General features: G+C 49.9%; 18 protein-coding genes. 1 reads left to right on the top strand and 17 read right to left on the bottom strand.

Features of this window, described 5'->3' with window-relative positions:
* Positions 1 to 4: 4 nt before the first annotated feature.
* The 11 genes from IB286_RS02385 to ftsY form a co-directional block, all read right to left on the bottom strand.
* Positions 5 to 2161, bottom strand: a complete 2157-nt coding sequence (locus IB286_RS02385; RefSeq protein ID WP_190762057.1) for a YjbH domain-containing protein — start codon at positions 2159 to 2161, stop codon at positions 5 to 7.
* Positions 2158 to 2943, bottom strand: a complete 786-nt coding sequence (locus IB286_RS02380) for a capsule biosynthesis GfcC family protein (protein WP_190762055.1) — start codon at positions 2941 to 2943, stop codon at positions 2158 to 2160. The genes IB286_RS02385 and IB286_RS02380 overlap by 4 nt, the downstream gene beginning before the upstream one ends.
* A 2-nt stretch (positions 2944 to 2945) precedes the next feature.
* On the bottom strand, positions 2946 to 3614 hold the full coding sequence (locus IB286_RS02375) for a YjbF family lipoprotein (protein ID WP_190762053.1): 669 nt from the start codon (positions 3612 to 3614) through the stop codon (positions 2946 to 2948).
* 288 nt (positions 3615 to 3902) lie between these two features.
* Positions 3903 to 4505 (bottom strand): hypothetical protein, encoded by a 603-nt coding sequence (locus IB286_RS02370; protein ID WP_190762052.1) that lies wholly within the window; start codon positions 4503 to 4505, stop codon positions 3903 to 3905.
* A gap of 168 nt (positions 4506 to 4673) precedes the next feature.
* The gene (locus IB286_RS02365) at positions 4674 to 4934 is read right to left on the bottom strand and encodes a hypothetical protein (RefSeq protein ID WP_190762051.1); all 261 of its coding nucleotides are present in this window, start codon (positions 4932 to 4934) and stop codon (positions 4674 to 4676) included.
* A 131-nt stretch (positions 4935 to 5065) separates the two neighbouring features.
* The gene (gene trmB, locus IB286_RS02360; protein ID WP_190762050.1) at positions 5066 to 5770 is read right to left on the bottom strand and encodes a tRNA (guanosine(46)-N7)-methyltransferase TrmB; all 705 of its coding nucleotides are present in this window, start codon (positions 5768 to 5770) and stop codon (positions 5066 to 5068) included.
* Positions 5771 to 5785: 15 nt separating this feature from the next.
* Positions 5786 to 6160 carry a DUF423 domain-containing protein gene (locus tag IB286_RS02355; RefSeq protein WP_190762049.1) on the bottom strand — a complete coding sequence of 125 codons (375 nt, stop codon included), beginning with the start codon at positions 6158 to 6160 and terminating at the stop codon, positions 5786 to 5788.
* Positions 6161 to 6284: 124 nt separating this feature from the next.
* Positions 6285 to 7136, bottom strand: coding sequence for an RNA polymerase sigma factor RpoH (rpoH, locus tag IB286_RS02350; protein ID WP_190762048.1), 852 nt, complete (start codon positions 7134 to 7136; stop codon positions 6285 to 6287).
* 134 nt (positions 7137 to 7270) lie between these two features.
* Complete coding sequence (ftsX, locus tag IB286_RS02345; RefSeq protein ID WP_190762047.1) at positions 7271 to 8308, bottom strand: permease-like cell division protein FtsX; 1038 nt, start codon at positions 8306 to 8308, stop codon at positions 7271 to 7273.
* A 15-nt stretch (positions 8309 to 8323) separates the two neighbouring features.
* Positions 8324 to 9004: a cell division ATP-binding protein FtsE gene (gene ftsE / locus IB286_RS02340; protein WP_190762046.1), complete on the bottom strand. Its 681-nt coding sequence runs from the start codon at positions 9002 to 9004 to the stop codon at positions 8324 to 8326.
* A 3-nt stretch (positions 9005 to 9007) separates the two neighbouring features.
* Positions 9008 to 10117 carry a signal recognition particle-docking protein FtsY gene (gene ftsY, locus IB286_RS02335; protein WP_190762045.1) on the bottom strand — a complete coding sequence of 370 codons (1110 nt, stop codon included), beginning with the start codon at positions 10115 to 10117 and terminating at the stop codon, positions 9008 to 9010.
* A gap of 94 nt (positions 10118 to 10211) precedes the next feature.
* Between ftsY and rsmD the strand changes: the two genes are divergently transcribed.
* On the top strand, positions 10212 to 10835 hold the full coding sequence (gene rsmD, locus IB286_RS02330; protein ID WP_190762044.1) for a 16S rRNA (guanine(966)-N(2))-methyltransferase RsmD: 624 nt from the start codon (positions 10212 to 10214) through the stop codon (positions 10833 to 10835).
* Positions 10836 to 10909: 74 nt separating this feature from the next.
* Here the strand turns inward: rsmD and IB286_RS02325 are convergent, their stop codons facing one another.
* The 6 genes from IB286_RS02325 to hemC form a co-directional block, all read right to left on the bottom strand.
* Positions 10910 to 11296, bottom strand: coding sequence for a hypothetical protein (locus tag IB286_RS02325; RefSeq protein ID WP_190762043.1), 387 nt, complete (start codon positions 11294 to 11296; stop codon positions 10910 to 10912).
* 198 nt (positions 11297 to 11494) lie between these two features.
* Positions 11495 to 12841 (bottom strand): UDP-glucose dehydrogenase family protein, encoded by a 1347-nt coding sequence (locus tag IB286_RS02320; protein WP_190762042.1) that lies wholly within the window; start codon positions 12839 to 12841, stop codon positions 11495 to 11497.
* A gap of 59 nt (positions 12842 to 12900) precedes the next feature.
* The gene (locus IB286_RS02315; protein WP_190762041.1) at positions 12901 to 14106 is read right to left on the bottom strand and encodes a heme biosynthesis HemY N-terminal domain-containing protein; all 1206 of its coding nucleotides are present in this window, start codon (positions 14104 to 14106) and stop codon (positions 12901 to 12903) included.
* Positions 14103 to 15308 (bottom strand): uroporphyrinogen-III C-methyltransferase, encoded by a 1206-nt coding sequence (locus IB286_RS02310; protein ID WP_190762040.1) that lies wholly within the window; start codon positions 15306 to 15308, stop codon positions 14103 to 14105. The genes IB286_RS02315 and IB286_RS02310 overlap by 4 nt, the downstream gene beginning before the upstream one ends.
* 45 nt (positions 15309 to 15353) lie before the next feature.
* Positions 15354 to 16145 carry a uroporphyrinogen-III synthase gene (locus IB286_RS02305; protein ID WP_190762039.1) on the bottom strand — a complete coding sequence of 264 codons (792 nt, stop codon included), beginning with the start codon at positions 16143 to 16145 and terminating at the stop codon, positions 15354 to 15356.
* The gene (gene hemC / locus IB286_RS02300; protein ID WP_190762038.1) at positions 16123 to 17082 is read right to left on the bottom strand and encodes a hydroxymethylbilane synthase; all 960 of its coding nucleotides are present in this window, start codon (positions 17080 to 17082) and stop codon (positions 16123 to 16125) included. Before hemC ends, IB286_RS02305 begins: the two co-directional genes overlap by 23 nt.
* Positions 17083 to 17105: the final 23 nt, after the last annotated feature.

Below are 17105 nucleotides of genomic sequence, written 5' to 3'. Positions count from 1 at the left end.
CGCTCTAGTCCTGAATTGCTCGGGTATACCAAGGCGAACGGGCATCGGTCATCCCATACAATGAATATTTCCGACCAAGTTTCTGCCCCCCATCCCGAGTCAGAGGCTGCCATCCGATGGTAGCTCGTCCAGTACTGGGCTTAACTGTCATCACATCAAATGGAATAGAGATATAAAAGCCCTTGGTAAAACTACCCTCGCCAAACTCTTCCGCTGACAAATCGGTTTTACTAGCAAAAGCCCCCACAATCACCCCACTGTCAAATTGCCTCGAGAAGTCCACTAAGACACCTTTGTCCTCTGTCAAGAACTGCCCAGCACTGATTTCTAGCAAGGTACCATCGAGCATCGGCAGAATCTCAGGCCGCCAATACAGTGTCGCATGTCCGGTAAAGCCCCCGGTTTGCACCCTGCCGTCAGGCTGAACTTCCTCACTAAACAGACCAAGAACACTATCGGGATTGCGTTGCTTCACATAGTTCGCATCCACCCCAAAAGCCCAAGTTTTAGCCAATGGCCGGTAAAGCAATTCAAATCCAGCCCCAGCGAACATAGTTTCCAGATAACCCGCATACACTTGCGAGTAGAAACTATCACCAAAATGATCCAAGTAAGTTAACTGCAAATTATTCAGCCTTGCCACCGGCTCCGTATACTGCCGAATCAAAGTGCGAACCCGTTTCAGATCTGTACCATCCGGGGAATTGGTATATTTGAACTTGTCGTAGTTATCCAGAATATTGGCATCAAGACCCGCTGAAGCAAGAAAATGCTTACTGAATCGATAGCTGGTCGCAGCACGCACACCAATCGCATAGAAATAAAAGGTTTCAGAGCCACCTACAGATTGCTCTAGTTTGGGTGAAAGACCAAAGTAAAACGGGTCGTTCATTTTCGCCTTGAGCTTCCCGGCAACAGGCTGTGGATTCATCACCACACGGGCATCGTCCAAGTCAGCGCCGTAGTAATCCCGATCAGCAAACCGCCCAAATGCAACTGGATCAACTACAGTTTCGGTTAATGGCTGTCCGTTACTTGTTTCAATAATCCTGTAGCTATCTACATCAATACCGCTATTTTGCAGTAACAAGGCCGCACGCTCTTCCGCCTCTTTACGATCTCTGTATTTTCGCTGACGAGCTTCAATAATAATCGACTGCTCTTCACGATAAATACTGGCATCCGCATAGCCGGCGTTTTTATCCAGATTCATCGCCAGAGCCTGCCATTCCTCCGGCGTCAATTCAGCCCGCGGTTCTGCAGGCTTGTAGTCAGGCTTTTTTTCATCCCGCCAATTGGGCCGCAACTGGGCCAGATTGGTGGCCATAGTAAATCCCAGTGAAACGGTATTCCCGCGCTCATACCCAACCCGCAATCGGGTCGAATTACTCAGATTGTACACCGCACCAAAATTCCAATTGGAGTCGACCTCCATCGGGCTGGCACCACTTCGCACCGGAAAATCACTGCGATAGTCATTACCGTCATATTCCAGCTTGAAAACCAGCGCTCTAAAAGGAGTTTGATATTCCAGCCCGCCAAAAATAGCCTTACAACCACTAAACATGCGACCAGAGTCAATCTGCCCACCCTGACCACCGTAAGTCGAATCACGACCACAATCCGGTGTCGCTCTAGTATCACCTAAGTTATTTCGATTACCGAGATAACCCCACCCCAAACCCAGACTTAAATCGAGAGGGCCAAACTGCTTGCTACCAACTAAATACTCTCCATCAAACAGCCCGGTACCACCAATATCCCTGAAACCAAGTGAGACTTGGGGCAACCAACGGGTTTCATTAAGCAGCCTAAATTTTCCGTCGATGGATTTATCTGTGTAAGAATTATTGCCACTGAAGCTTGGATCACTGCTGTATTTCAAATCGTGGACTTGGGTATAGCGGATGGTAGTTTCAAACCAAGGAAACAGCTGCAAGGAAACGGTGTAGTTTAAATAGTCTTCATTATTGGTAATACCAACACTGAACTCCCCATCATCCATCATTCGGGCACTTGGCATTTGCAATAAGCCAACCCCACCAAAATCCGATTGAGAATATTTCAGCGCCGGGTAGCTAAATTCATCTGCGGCAGTGTTTAAGGAAAAACTCAACAAACCACATAGAAGTAAGCCGCCACAGTAAAATACGGTTCTCATGGCAAGCGACTTCCCAACAAATTCATAATCATCTGGTCTAGATCAGCCCTATCACTTAATGCCGTGAAGGTATCGCAAAAGTCAAAGGGCACATAAATCAGGGCCCCCGGTGCAATATCTTGGAAATCGCCCTGAAACCGCCCCAAAGAATGAGCTTGCTGCACACCATCGGGCTGAATCACCACCACTCGCTGACCGGCGATAGCCAAATTTCCGGAGTTTTTTAAATAATCGCGCGCGCTAACGCGGCTGCGCCAAGGATAGCGCCCGGGGTGTTCAACATTGCCAAAAATTTCAATCGGGCTAGGCGACTGATTGGACGCAAACGTCACCAATACGCGCCCATGTATTTTCGAATTCTTCTCAATATCTAAGCGGGTAATATCCGGGTCGAGTGGCGCATAGAGACGTTGCGCAAATGAGGTACGCCGGAGGGTGCTGTTTAAGGCAATTCCATTTCGCTGCGTATTACCGCAGGCATGCTCAGCTCGCTTGGCCAAGCCAGCCACCACTTGCTCTTTCAGAGTGAATTCTGCATCGCGGTTATACATGCGACTACTCAACCAATCCACTTGATCCTGAGTAAGGTTTAATGCAGCCAAGCCCTGTAAAACTAACTGATCCAAGCGAGGCGATTCGACAAAACTCAAACTCGCCTTATTTTTAGCCGAGGCCGAAAGACCGGCCCCAATAAAGCGATACTCAACTTGAGTCGTCTGCGCAAAAGCAGAAGGAAGGATAATCAAGCTCGCAATAAAAACAAATAGCGCCCGAAATCGCATGATTACACTCCGCCAAAAGGTCTAGCGACTTCAAGACGAATCCTTGGCGCGCCGGGGTAAGGGTATTGCTCACTAAGTTTGACTTTTCCCGTGGCCGGATCCAACCAATAGCGATTCTGATAACTCACATTCAGTTGAGGGATCTCTACTTGCTCGACGATCACCAGCAACGTTTCTGCTCCCCACAATAAATTAACCTGCTCCAAACCGAGGGACGAAAAACGGGAATGGGCCTGATAATGGCGATGGTAGCCAGGCTCCCAGCTAAGGTAATAACGCCACTCTTTGGGCGTACTATCCAATTGCAAGCCCAGACTAAGCGGGTCTGGTTTTTCTGAGGAAAGCGATAACAAATTACCGAAGTAAATTCCCACAGTTTTTACGACCCGCCCCGACAGAGTGTTTATCATTTCTTTACCAGCAGAAACCCACTTCAATGTAGGGCTTTTCGAATAATGACTCCTCTCTGCCAGCCCAAGCACAAGTAACGCCTCACCTCCCTCTCCGTATTGAGATTTGATACTTGAGAAAGGAATAGCAATAACCTGATCTTTTGTTATTAGCGTGTCTTGTGAGTCAATAAAAGCCTCTTCAAAAGTTGCAAGCAGGTCATTACTGTTTTGCGCACAACCTTCAAGTGTGAGCAATAAAATTACAAATAACCAACGCAAAAATGTTCGCCCCCGTTCAAGTTAAAAGCATCCACAACTCACAAAGAAACCACGGCACAAATAATTCAGTTGAAACCGTAATCTTCTAACATGTGTTCAAAGAGATTGCCTAAGTTACAACATAACTTTTTAAAGACAATAATTGTTTTTTTAAAGTAATATTCGCTAAGAATGCTGGAAACCAATAGTACAACTTTAATTAATCTCAATAATGATTAACTAAGGCTTCAATTGTCCGTACCATAAAAAAAGCCGCACGAGGCGGCTTATAACCAAGAAACTTAGAGACTACCTTGTTCCAGTAGTTGTTCCAGCCCCAGCCTTATCATTTTTATTCAACCCTACAGCAACCCCTGCGGCTACGGCTGAGCTACCCGCGATTTTTTTCTTTAATGAAGCCCCAGTAGATTTTTTGCTCGCATTATCAACTCCAGCAGCCCCGCCTTCTTCCACGGAATCCATATTAAAGTTAAACCTGCCATTCAATTCGCGATACTTTTTCCTCGCCTTTTTAGCTTTAGCCATATACTTGTCAGCCAAGCTTAAATTGCCAGCTCGCTTAGCCATTTTAGCAGCTTTTCTGTAATAGGAATCCGCGCTCCTATAATGTTGAGCGGCTTCATTCGGTGAATTTTTTTCTAATTCTTTAGCTCTTTTCTCGTATTTTTTAGCTTTTTTCTCGTATTTTTTAGCTTTTTTCTCGTATTTTTTAGCTTTTTTCTCTACTCTTGGTTGCTCTTTTTCGGCTATTTTTTGATTTAAAAGAGAAGCTGAAGCTCTAGACTCGTATGGACTAACACTTGCAGAACCTTGCGCCTGAGCCTGAGTATTACCAAACAGAGGGACGCATAATCCCATTACCATCAAAACCAGTTGCAAATTCTTTTTCATTTTATTTCTCATGCAAATTGATAAGGCTAAGGTTGAAACGAATCTCTCGAATACCTCGAGAAAAAATGACAAACATGCTTTGGAGGATATCAGTTCAGATATCGCATCCCCAAAGCACTTAGATTTACAATTAAAGTACTAGGGAACCTAGTTGCAAAATCACAAAAATCAACGTGTTCCTGTCGTGGTCCCAGTGCCACTTTGCTTGTCACCATTAGAGGCAGATGCAACACCAATCCCCACTGCAATCGCAAACGCAGAATATTGAGCCTCGGTCAATGCGCCTTTAGCAAGCGTATCCACCCGCTCCATACCAGCAGCATTACCAGCAGCTTTATAATCTTTTACATACTTCTCAGTTTTATCATCAGCAAAAGCGTGCGTGACCATACCCATCGCCAGCAGTGTGGCAATTACCATTTTTTTCATGTCGTAATCCTTTTCGTTTGATATCAAATTAAACATCCAGAGGGTTGGCCTAACCCTCACCGTTCATAGTAGTTAAAATAGATTGCAAATGTAAGTCTTTGGTGAAATTAGTTTTCCGTGCTCCAAAAAGCTCACAAAGACTCGACTCTCTCAAACAATAAGTCCCAGACCCCATGCCCAAGCCGCTCACCCCGTTTTTCAAACTTGGTAAACGGGCGGTAGTCCGGACGTGGGGCAAAAGCGCCTTCACCGAACTGGTTCACAAATCCGGGCGCCGCCGTCATAACATCCATCATATGCTCGGCGTAGTTTTCCCAATCTGTCGCTAGGTGGGTCACGCCGCCCGGCCGCAGCTTGCGGCGAAGCAGTTCGACAAATGCCGGCTGCACAAGGCGGCGCTTGTGATGCTTCTTTTTATGCCAAGGGTCGGGAAAGTAGATTTGCACCCGCTGCAATGCCCCATCAGCAATACATTGCTCCAGCACTTCCACCGCATCGCAGCAGTAGGCGCGCAGATTTTCCAGCCCAGCCTCATCAATGAGGTGCATCAAGCGACCAACGCCGGGGCTGTGCACTTCAATGCCGATAAAGTCCATTTCCGGCGCGGCAGCCGCCATCGTCGCCAGAGAATCGCCCATGCCGAAACCAATTTCCAACACCACCGGGGCATCGCGACCAAAAACCTCGGTCATGGAGATCGGGCCATTTTTCAGTTCTAGGCCTTTGCTGGGCCAGTGCAGGTCGTAAGCGCGCTTCTGCCCCTCGGTCATTCGGCCAGTGCGCAATACAAAACTGCGAATACGGCGCATGGGCCGTGAATCCATTACATCACTCATGAAAATCTCTTTTTCTTAAGCCGCTTTCCAGCTGCCGTAAGCCAGACAAAGCCAGCCCGCCAGGAACAGTAATCCGCCAATGGGGGTAATCGCACCCAGAATTTTGATTTCAGTAATGGCCAAGGCATAGAGGCTGCCGCTGAAAATCACGATACCGATACTAAACAGCCACGCTGCTGCGGTGAGGCCGGAATGATTCATGCCTTGGCGCAGTAATACACCAAGCAGCAACAGCGCTAGAGCGTGGAAAAAATGATATTGCACACCGGTTTGATAGACCTCAAGCATGGCGGGAGTCAGCTGGGATTTGAGGCCGTGGGCGCCAAACGCCCCTAAGGCAACGGCTAGAAAACCAAAGATAGCAGCCAGCGGAATCGCGAATTGCGGCATGATCATTTTCTCAAAATAATGTGGCCGCTATTTTAATGGCCAGCGCATTTATTTCCAGCTCGCCTAATGCCAACACAAACAAAAAAGCCCCGCAGTGCGGGGCTTTGTATCTGTAACGATCGCCTTAAGCTTCCATTGAGGCTCGCAGCTTTTTCATTGCCGCCTGCTCAAGTTGGCGAATCCGCTCTGCCGACACACTGTAGCGGGCGGCCAAGTCGTGCAGTGTCGCCTTATCATCCGCCAGCCAGCGGCTTTGCAGAATATCGCGACTGCGCTCATCCAATTCGTCTAGCGCATAACTTAGACGGCTGTGGCTATCGGCTTCCCAATCATCGGCTTCGAGCAGACGCGCAGGGTCGGCGCTGTGATCTTCAAGGTAGTGAACGGGAGCCAATGGCGCGCCGCTATCGTCATCGCTATCTGCATCAAAGGCCAAATCGACGGAACTTAAGCGGCCTTCCATGCGGCGCACTTCGGCAACATCCACGCCCAGATCATTGGCAACCGCGTGAGCCTCGTCATTGCTAAGCCACGCCAACTGCTTTTTGGCACCGCGCAGATTAAAGAACAATTTGCGCTGAGCCTTGGTGGTGGCCACTTTAACAATGCGCCAGTTGCGCAGCACATATTCGTGAATTTCGGCCTTGATCCAGTGCACCGCAAAAGAAACCAGACGCACACCTTTGGCCGGATCGAAGCGTTTAACCGCCTTCATCAAGCCCACATTACCTTCTTGAACCAGATCGGCCTCAGCCAAACCGTAGCCTTTGTAGCTTTTGGCAATGTGCACAACAAAACGCAGGTGAGACATTACCAGCTCGCGGGCCGCTTCCAGGTTATCCCGGTAGAACAGGTCTTCGGCCAGCTCACGTTCCCGCTCTGCACTGAGCATGGGAATACTGCTGACCGCTTGAATATATGCAGAGAGATCACCACCTGGAACAAGCTGTTGCACAGGCTGGAGATGAGTACTCATGCACATCCTCCTAGATAATGGCTAATAAAAATGACTGCTTATTAGATGCCTTATACGGCGAAAGTTCAAGGCCAGAGCCTTACCGAAATTTAAGATTTCCCACCCGGCGACGGCAACACGAGAATCTAAAAGGCCTAACGGGGCTCAATCGCAGCCAGCTCACGCCCCACAACCAATAACGCACCAAGCAAGCCCAATCCGGCACCCGCCAAAATCAATAAAATGCTATTGCCAAAGCCCAAACCCAGCAGCTCAAATTGACTGCCATAGAGTGCAGAAAGCCCGGCAACCGGGCCACTCAGCCAGATTAGGCAGGCCTGCAGCAGGCTCCACGCCAATACCGCGCCAATCAAGCCAAACCAGAAGCCGCTATACAAAAAGGGCCGCCGCACAAAGGCATTGGTGCCACCAACCAGCTTCACCACCAGAATTTCATCCCGGCGGCTTTCAATGGCCAGCTTGATGGTATTGCCGACAATAAGCAGCACACCCATGGCCAACATCGCTGCCAATACCCCAGCCAAACGGCGGCTAACCTCGGTTATTTGATTCAATTTCTGCAACCAGGCCATATCGAGGCGAAGTTGATCCACCTGCGGCAGTTTTTCCAGCTCCAACCGCAACGCATCAACCTTTTGCTGACTTGAGTAGGCCGGTTTGGGAGTAATCACTATCAAGGCAGGCAAGGGGTTTCGGTCAAGCTGATCAAGCACATCACCCAAGCCCGACTGCTCACGGAATTCCAATAAAGCCTGCTCAGACGAAATATAACGCGCCTCTAGCACCTCGGCTCGACGCTTTAATTCCGACTGTAATTGCTGGGCGGCGCGATCATTGATATCGCTTTTTAAATAAAGCGATAGCCTGGCGGCACCATCCCATCCCTGACTCACCGCTTCTATATTATTAAGCATGACATAAAGCCCCATTGGCAGGGCCATGGCTATAGCCAGCACCAAACTGGTCATCAGGGTTGCAAGCGGCTGCTTAAATAGGCGCTTGAGCGCATCCGCAGCGACTTGACCGTGGTGACTGCGATAACTTTCCCAGCGGTCGCGCAAATCAGTGCGATGCTGCTTGGCCCCCGCCGGGCGGCGGCGCTCCGTTGTTCCCGCCTGTAATTTACTAAATCGACGCTCCGCACCTTGGCGGTTTTTTTTACGCGCTGACATGGTTTTGCACTCCCATCAACGCGCCCCCAAATTATCGCCTGCGGCTGAGATCAAACGCCCTTCGCGCAAACTAATCAGGCGATAAGGCATACGGGCAATCAGGGAAATATCGTGGGTAGCGATCAGCACCGTTACCCCAACCTGATTGAATTGCTCAAACAGGTGCATAATTTCTGCCGAGAGCTCAGGGTCGAGGTTACCGGTAGGCTCATCTGCCAATAATAGTGGCGGCTTATTCACCACGGCTCGAGCAATCCCCACCCGCTGCTGCTCTCCACCAGAGAGCGCCATCGGGTTTTTGCGCTCTTTATCGAGCAGGCCGACTTTGTCCAAAGCCGCACGAACCCGCCGCCCCACATCCCGATGCCCGTAACCGGCAATAATCAGTGGCAGAGCAACATTGTCGAACACACTGCGATCGAAAAGTAATTGGTGGTTTTGAAAAACCACCCCGATATCACGCCGCACTTCCGGCACCCGACGCGCCGGTAATTTACCGAGATTGCGGTCATTCACAATCACTTGGCCGCTGGTCGGGCGCTCCATCATCATAATCAGCTTGAGCAGGGTACTTTTTCCAGCCCCGGAATGCCCTGTCAAAAAGCGCATTTCACCCTTGGGCAAATGAAAGCTCAACTCCCGCAGTGCCTGGTGGCCGCCTTCGTAAGATTTGCTGACCTGATCGAAAATAATCATGGCTTAATCGGCTTTTGGCCCCGTTCTGCGCCAGCCAAACAATGCACCGACAAACTCATCTGCACGGAATGGTCGCAGGTCGAGAATGCCCTCTCCCACACCGATAAAACGAATAGGAATACCCAATTGCTTGCTAATGGCAAACACAATGCCACCCTTGGCAGTGCCATCCAATTTAGTCAGAGTAAGACCGGTAACACCCACCGCGTCTTGAAAATGCTTGGCTTGAGTCAGCGCGTTTTGCCCTGTGCCCGCATCCAGCACCAGCATCACTTCATGGGGCGCCTCGGGATCGAGTTTTTTCAATACCCGAACCACCTTCTTAAGCTCTTCCATCAAGTTGTCTTTATTGTGCAGACGCCCTGCGGTATCGGCGATCAGCACATCAACCTTGCGCGACTGAGCCGCCTGCAGCGCATCGTAAAGCACCGAGGCACTGTCGGCGCCAGTATGCTGAGCGACCACCGGCACATCGTTACGCTCGCCCCAAACCTGCAACTGCTCCACCGCAGCCGCGCGGAAAGTATCACCCGCCGCCAACATAACGGAACGGCCACCCGCCTGAAATTGCTTGGCCAGCTTACCAATGGTGGTGGTTTTACCCACACCATTCACACCGACCATAAGAATGACATAGGGCTTGTCGCTCTCCGGCAGAACCAATTCCTGCTCAGCAGGCTCAAGCAAATTGCGCAGGGATTCCTGCAGAGCAATATACAAGGCTTCCGTATCCGCCAATTCATTGCGAGACAGGCGCTGTGTTAATTCGGAAATAATCTGACTGGTCGCCTCAACGCCTACATCCGCCATCAATAGATGCGTTTCGATCTCTTCAAGTAGCTCATCGTCTATCTCCTTGCGACCCAGAAATAGATTGGCCAGCCCTTCGCCGATCTGAGCACCGGTTTTACTCAGACCGTCACGAAACCGAACCAGTAGCGAGGCCTGCTCTTCCGGACTAAGGTCAAGGTGTTGCCAGGGCGCGATTTCCGCATCGGCGATAAAACCTTCCGCCGCCGCCAAGTCCTCTTCCGAGCCTACAAAGGCCTCTTTGAAGCGAGAAAAAAAGCTTTTCTTTTCGGTTAATAAAGCGTCGGAGTCTAGGTCAGTCATGCGGGATCAGAAAGAAGTCGGTTTACAGGAGAAATCAAAACCGTATGCTACCACTTCTGCCACCCCCTGACAGCCATCAGCGAGCGCTACTGCAATGCCCAAAGCCCCTCAACGATCTCGCCCCAAAAACATCAAGCAAGCGGGCAATAACAAAAGTGATAAAAACACTGGGGGCACAAGCCAACTTCGCATCATTGGCGGGCAGTGGCGCAGCCGTAAATTGCAATTCACCAGCGCGGAAGGTTTGCGCCCCACCGGCGACCGCATTAGAGAAACACTTTTTAACTGGCTGGCGGCAGAAATTCCCGGCGCTCACTGCTTAGATCTATTTGCTGGCTCAGGCGCACTCGGCATAGAAGCCCTATCTCGCGGTGCCGCTAGCTGTGATTTTGTAGAATTAAATCACGAGGCCGCCGCACAAATCAGGCAACACCTATCAACACTAAACGCCGAACATGGCCAAGTGTTTTGCCAAACGGCTAAAACCTATTTGGAAAACAGCCAGAAACACTACGATATTATTTTTCTCGACCCGCCGTTCAATAAAGAACATATCGACGAAATTAAAAGCGTGCTTAATACGCTAATAAATAAAGACGGGCTTATTTATCTTGAGCACGCCAAAAATGAAGAAATATCGTTGCCAGAAAATTGGACGGCAGAAAAACAGAAAACGACCGGGGAAGTGGTGTACAGCACGTGGCGAATCACGTGTTAGTACATCCTTGTACCAGATTTTTTTAAAGCCGTTTATTAAAGACTTCTTAAAACTCGCTAAAAGAAAACCCTCGCTTAAACTTCGAGGGTTCTCCAATCTACTTTCAGCTCTTTTGCCCAAGCCTTGATGGTTTTATCAACCTGAGGGGCGCGTGACTCAGCAATCTCACCGGTTTTGGTGTTTTTGAATTTACGCAAAGGACGAGGAGCCTGTTTTTTACGGCCTTTCGCTGCTGCGGCTTTTTTCGCTTTGGCAGGTGCTTTTGCGGCAACCTTGCTGCCTGGCTTGCGACCACGCTTGGCAGGAGCTGCGGCGCTGGTTTCGCTCAAAATAGCGAGCAAAGCTTCTTCGCTTTGACCATATTTATTCATTAGAGCCTGAAGCTCAGTAATAAATTTGGATTTTTGTTCCAGAGCTTTATGCTCCGCTTCAAGCTGCTTTTGCAGTTTTGCTATATTCATTCAAGATATCCTTGGTGTTGTTTTCTATCATTTTTTAAAAATGATAATTCATTCTAGCACAGGCAAAAATAAACGAACAAAAAACAACCATTAACAGCAAAAATGCCTAATTTTTTGCGTTTAAAGAATCGAAGAACTTCTGATTAATGTAGCGAGTGCAGCGCAAGGCTGAAAACGCAGTAATTAATCAGGAACTCTTTAAACCTGCGGTAATTTAACACTACGCCCGCGACCAATCCCGTAATAAGCCAAACCATAAGATTCAACCAATTCCGGCTCATACTGATTGCGACCATCAATGACCACTGGGCACTGCAAAGACTCTTTAATTAATTCAAAGTCTGGCGCTTTAAAGATATTCCACTCAGTGCAAACCACCAGTGCATCTGCGCCACGCAGGGCGGCTTCTTTGGTGCCCATCAACATCAAATCGTCACGGCTACCATAAATGCGCTGAGTTTCATTCATCGCTTCTGGATCAAAGGCCTGCACACTGGCGCCCGCTTGCCACAAAGACTCCATTAATACCCGGCTCGAAGCATCACGCATATCATCGGTATTGGGTTTAAATGAAAGCCCCCACAACGCAATTTTTTTACCGGCTAATTGGCCTTCAAAATAATCATTTAAAAAGGCAAACAATTTGGTTTTTTGACGGTGATTCACCGCCTCAACTGAACGCAGAATTTCTGGCACATAGCCATTATTTTCTGCGGTACGCACTAGCGCCTGAACATCTTTAGGGAAACAAGAGCCGCCATAGCCACAGCCTGGATAAATAAAGGAATAACCAATACGCGGATCAGAACCAATGCCTTGGCGTACTTTTTCAATATCCGCACCCAAGCGCTCGGCCAAGTTAGCCATTTCATTCATAAAGCTAATTTTGGTCGCCAACATACAGTTAGCGGCATATTTGGTGAGTTCCGCAGAGCGCACATCCATCACAATGATCCGCTCGTGATTGCGGTTAAACGGCGCGTACAATTCGCGCATCCGCGCTTCTACTTTTTCGCTATCGGTGCCGATAATAATGCGATCTGGACGCTGACAATCTGCCACCGCCGCCCCTTCCTTCAAAAACTCCGGATTGGAGACAACATCAAATTCAATGGCCTCGCCACGCTCGGCCAACACCTCAGCCACCGCAGCCTTAACCTTATCGGCGGTTCCTACCGGTACGGTCGATTTATTAATAATGATTTTTGGCGCCGCCATATTACGGGCAACGGTTCGCGCTACTTCTAATACATATTTAAGATCGGCAGAGCCGTCTTCATCCGGTGGGGTACCCACGGCGATAAATTGAATCTGCCCATGATTAACACCCAAAGCGGCATCGGTAGTGAACTGCAAGCGGCCAGCTTCAACATTGGCTTTAACCAAATTTTCCAAGCCCGGCTCATAAATAGGGATAATGCCCTGCTTTAATTTTTCAACCCGGTCAGCATTAACATCAACACATACCACATTGTGACCCACGCCCGACAAAACGGCCGCTTGAACCAGTCCCACATAGCCGATGCCAAAAACCGTAACTTTCATAACTACTTAATCCGTTAAATTAAAAATGGCGCCGAGAATATAACACACGTATTACAGTATTATTTTTTTGGCTGCGGTAGATCCGGCAAGCCCTGCCCCTGTAGAGCCAAGGCCTGCAAAACATATTGACGAGACAAATCATCTTCACCCAAGGCACTGAGTAAACGCGACAATTCGAGCGCAGATTCTCCAGTAGGCGCAACTTGAAATGCCGCTTCAAAATAATCCCGCGCCTTGCCCCAAAGTTGATTTTTCAAACAGAGTCGCCCCAGCCCCAATAATAGCTCTCCATCATTTGGATGCTTCGACAACCAAGACTCGGCCAATTTCAGCGGTTGCTTAGCATCGACTTCCGCCAGCCGTACAAAAAGCCGCAACAACTCCACATTCCATTGTTTCTTCAAACCCGCTTCGGCACAGCGGCGAGCCTCGTCTTTTCTATCGAGAGCCAACAAACCCGCAATATAATCAACCAGTAATTCCGGCAGTTGCTGCCAGCGCGTTGGCAAACTGGCCCACCAACTCAGCAATGCAGCGCCATCGCCCGCTAAAATCAATTTATGAAGATCACCCTGAATAGCATCTTGCTCAATTCGATCCAATGCTGCCGGGCTCATGAGTTTTGCCTTGCGCAATTCCACCAGCAATTCACGCAGCGCCGACCAGTCTTGTAATTCGCGCAAAACCTCAACCATTAAGGTTTGCACTGCCGGCGTTGTTAACGCCCCGGTATTGGCCAAAACCGCGCGAGCTTCTTTGGCATTTCCCGATTTCAATAACAGTTCAGCCTCGACAATGGCCGCCGCTAATTTGGCGCCGCTCCCAGCTTTAGCAGCCTGGAGTAAATGCTGGCGACAGGTTTTGGGTTCAGCTAATTGCTGGCTGGCTCGCGCCGCTAAAACATGATGCAAAAAGGGCTGTTCAGCCTGCTCCGCCGAGGCAGAAAGTAAGCTGCGCGCTTTAGACCAGCGGCCTTCGGTATAAGCCAGCAAGCCTTTGAAAGTCTGCTGTTGAATTTTGCGCTGACGACGATCACTGCGGAAACTGCCCAATTTATCTTTGAGATGTCCGGTACGCCGCAAAGCAATAAAGATCAGCACCAGCACACCAATAAATAGCAGCAATACCGCAGCGCCAATCCACAGGCTCATTTCCACCGTGGTTTGCCCAAATGCAATCAGAATATAACCCGCATCGCGCTGCATACCGGCGCTAATTAATAACGCAACGACCAGCCCAATAAGAGCGATAAAAAAGACTCTCATTGGCCCGCCTCACGCTGCCAGCGCCGACTACTTTGATAGGCTTTAAACGTCGTTAATGCACCACCTACATCGGGCAACCGGCGCTCGACATTCAGGGCCGAAAGTTCAGTTAATTCTGCCAGCACTGCATTGCGGCGCTCATCTAGCAAATAAAAACGTTCAACCGTCTCACTGGCTTTAGTGAGCGATTGCGCAAACACGGCTTGGCGCTCTGATAACAAAGCTAACTGTGCCTGCTCGAGCATCATTCGCAGACTGGCGCGCAATGCCCACTCCTGCTCTGGCGCAAGATTGGGTTTAAAGTCTTCATCGTGATGACGAATACGAATATAGCTATTCAGCTTCTGCCAAGCCTTACTTACCCCAGCTTGAAGATTGGCCTTCCAATCAGCATCCGTATCGTTGACGGCAGATTCCTCAGCAATAAATTCAGGCGCGCGATAAAGTCGCAAGGCTTCAGCGGAATCCGACAGGCTTTGCAATTTAAGATACACGCCCTCAACGTCAAACTGCGCCACGGCTTGCAGGGCCGCAATTTCATCGGCAAGGGCGGCCCGTACCGAATGTAACGCCGGATCATCGAGCTCCAGCAAAATTTGATCTGCACTACTGAGCAATTTTGCCGCCGCACGGGCATCGCGATTTAATTGCGCACGCTGAGTTGCCAAGCGCAGCAAAAACTCAACTTCCGCCAACATCCAGTCGTTGCGATCAACACTGCTCAGTTGCGCCAGCGAGGCTTCCATATCCTGTTGCTGCCGAATCAATGCCGCGAGCGATTCATCCATGTTTTGACGCAGCTGCGCTACCGACTCACGTTGAGAGCTGATGATTTGTTGAACGCCATCGAGCTTTACGCCCTGATTCAACAAGCCCTCACTGAGCTGTTGATATTGCTGTTCACGCGCCGCATCTTGATTCTGTTCGACAATGGCGACCTGTGCCGGCAAAAAAACCAATTCGCGGTACAGCCACGCGGATAAACCCGCCGCCGCAAGTGCAATTAATAAGCAGATAAACAATAGAAATTTTACAAAGCCGCCGCTAGATGACTTCTCTTTGTGCTTCGCCTTTGGCTTTGCCTGCACAACCGGTTCGCTTACCACCCTCGGTTCCGCCTTAATGTTTGCTGGCGTGGTCTTTTCCCCATCACTATTTGCCCCATTATTAGGCACAGAAGAATCCGGTTTCTCATCGCTCATTGTTTTTATATCCAGTCATTTCTTGGAGAGATTGGCTTGTAAGCGCTACGTTTGTAGAGCACTTACCGTGGCGGCCGTACCCGCATTGGCTGAAACCACAATATGTTTAAAATCTTCCTTTCTTGCCAGCTCAGCCACCCGCTCGCTGGGCACCACTATTTGCAGGCCGTTTTTTAGCGAGGAATTTCCCAAGCGCTGAGAAAAGGCTAGTAGCGTTTCACCACTATTCAGGCACACCGTATTGATTCGATTTTCGGCAAGGGCAGCGTGCAACTCACTTGCAGTTACCGCACTTTCCCGCCGGCGATAACACTGGGCATAGTCCACCCGCGCACCGCGAGCCCGCAATTCATCCGCCAGCTTTTCACGACCGCCTAGCCCACGAAAAATCAGCATCTTTTGATGCTCGACCTGATGAAACTCCGTGCGAGCAAGCAAGGCTTCAGAATCCATTGCCGCACCGGCTTCAGGCTCAGCAAGGGACAAACCGACAGCCACTGGAAAATCTGATTTACACAGCGCCGCTTGAGTCGCCGCACCAATCGCAAAAGCCGTCACCCCTTTGGGCCACTGCGGCCACAAGCGATCTATTTCACGCAGCCCATGCTCAACCGCATTAACACTAATAAAGATCAGAGATTGATAGTGGTCAAGGTCGGCGATGCGCTGTCGACATTCCAACAACGCCTCTTCGCCCTCTTCTAGCGGCTCAATATCCAATAAAGGAAGATGCCGACAAAAAGCACCCTCAGCAGTTAAGGCAGCCATCAATTCGTCAGCTCGCCCCTCTGGCCGAGTGACCAAAACTCGCCGATTAACCAGGCTGTTGGCCGCCATACACCGCCTCTAATATTGCGCCCGCGCCCTGAGCCAATAGATCTTCCGCTACGCGCACACCTAAAGCCTCGGCATCAGCAACATCAGCAACATGCTCTGCACGAAGCATTTGCGCGCCATCTGGGCTACCGACCAAAGCCCGCAGCCACAGTTTTCCATCTTGCTCGGAAGGAATCGCATAACCGGCAATGGGCACCTGACAACCGCCGTTAAGATGCTTATTCATAGCTCGCTCGGCACTTACCTCGGCCGCCGTTTTGGCGTGATGAATCGGTGCCAACAACTCGGCCACCCACTGATCATCGCTGCGAATTTCAACACCCACCGCGCCCTGACCGCAGGCCGGCAGACTGTCTTCTACTGAGATAAAGGAGGCAATACGCTCTTCCAGTTTTAAACGTATCAAACCCGCCGAAGCCAGGATAATAGCGTCAAACTGCCCCTCATCTAATTTGCGCAAGCGGGTTTGAACATTGCCGCGCAGGCTGGAAATCTGGAGATCGGGACGCAGGGCCCGCAACTGGCATTCGCGGCGCAGGCTCGATGTACCTACGCGCGCGCCTTCCGGCAGCGCCTGCCAACTTGGAAATTGATTACTGACAAAAGCATCGCGGGGGTCTTCGCGCTCGCAGATAATCGCCAAGCCCAAACCTTCTGGAAACTCCATCGGCACATCTTTCATCGAATGCACCGCAATATCCGCACTACCGTCCAGCAAAGCCACTTCCAGCTCTTTAACAAACAGCGCTTTACCGCCAATTTTTGATAGTGGTGAGTCCAGCAACTGATCGCCACGGGTAGTCATTCCCAGCAGCTCAACGTTTAATCCGGGGTGATGGCGTTGTAACTCCGCCTTGATATATTCGGCCTGCCACAGCGCCAACAGGCTTTCCCGAGTGGCGATACGCACGGTATTCCGGGGTGAAGACACAGACATAAACAATCCAGTTTCGCGCAAAA

The organism is Spongiibacter pelagi (genome assembly GCF_014705705.1).
GTDB classification, from domain to species: Bacteria; Pseudomonadota; Gammaproteobacteria; order Pseudomonadales; family Spongiibacteraceae; genus Spongiibacter; species Spongiibacter pelagi.
This window is presented reverse-complemented; position numbering and strand designations above follow the sequence as displayed.

Excerpts from the sequence above, each read along its gene's own strand:
- rpoH (WP_190762048.1), bottom strand. The coding sequence starts at position 7,136 with ATGAGTACTCATCTCCAGCCTGTGCAACAGCTTGTTCCAGGTGGTGAT.
- IB286_RS02365 (WP_190762051.1), bottom strand. The coding sequence starts at position 4,934 with ATGAAAAAAATGGTAATTGCCACACTGCTGGCGATGGGTATGGTCACG.
- ftsE (WP_190762046.1), bottom strand. The coding sequence starts at position 9,004 with ATGATTATTTTCGATCAGGTCAGCAAATCTTACGAAGGCGGCCACCAG.
- IB286_RS02305 (WP_190762039.1), bottom strand. The coding sequence starts at position 16,145 with ATGGCGGCCAACAGCCTGGTTAATCGGCGAGTTTTGGTCACTCGGCCA.
- IB286_RS02310 (WP_190762040.1), bottom strand. The coding sequence starts at position 15,308 with ATGAGCGATGAGAAACCGGATTCTTCTGTGCCTAATAATGGGGCAAAT.
- IB286_RS02385 (WP_190762057.1), bottom strand. The coding sequence starts at position 2,161 with ATGAGAACCGTATTTTACTGTGGCGGCTTACTTCTATGTGGTTTGTTG.
- IB286_RS02380 (WP_190762055.1), bottom strand. The coding sequence starts at position 2,943 with ATGCGATTTCGGGCGCTATTTGTTTTTATTGCGAGCTTGATTATCCTT.
- IB286_RS02320 (WP_190762042.1), bottom strand. The coding sequence starts at position 12,841 with ATGAAAGTTACGGTTTTTGGCATCGGCTATGTGGGACTGGTTCAAGCG.
- rsmD (WP_190762044.1), top strand. The coding sequence starts at position 10,212 with ATGCCCAAAGCCCCTCAACGATCTCGCCCCAAAAACATCAAGCAAGCG.
- IB286_RS02370 (WP_190762052.1), bottom strand. The coding sequence starts at position 4,505 with ATGAAAAAGAATTTGCAACTGGTTTTGATGGTAATGGGATTATGCGTC.
- ftsY (WP_190762045.1), bottom strand. The coding sequence starts at position 10,117 with ATGACTGACCTAGACTCCGACGCTTTATTAACCGAAAAGAAAAGCTTT.
- IB286_RS02315 (WP_190762041.1), bottom strand. The coding sequence starts at position 14,106 with ATGAGAGTCTTTTTTATCGCTCTTATTGGGCTGGTCGTTGCGTTATTA.
- trmB (WP_190762050.1), bottom strand. The coding sequence starts at position 5,770 with ATGAGTGATGTAATGGATTCACGGCCCATGCGCCGTATTCGCAGTTTT.
- hemC (WP_190762038.1), bottom strand. The coding sequence starts at position 17,082 with ATGTCTGTGTCTTCACCCCGGAATACCGTGCGTATCGCCACTCGGGAA.
- IB286_RS02355 (WP_190762049.1), bottom strand. The coding sequence starts at position 6,160 with ATGCCGCAATTCGCGATTCCGCTGGCTGCTATCTTTGGTTTTCTAGCC.
- IB286_RS02325 (WP_190762043.1), bottom strand. The coding sequence starts at position 11,296 with ATGAATATAGCAAAACTGCAAAAGCAGCTTGAAGCGGAGCATAAAGCT.
- ftsX (WP_190762047.1), bottom strand. The coding sequence starts at position 8,308 with ATGTCAGCGCGTAAAAAAAACCGCCAAGGTGCGGAGCGTCGATTTAGT.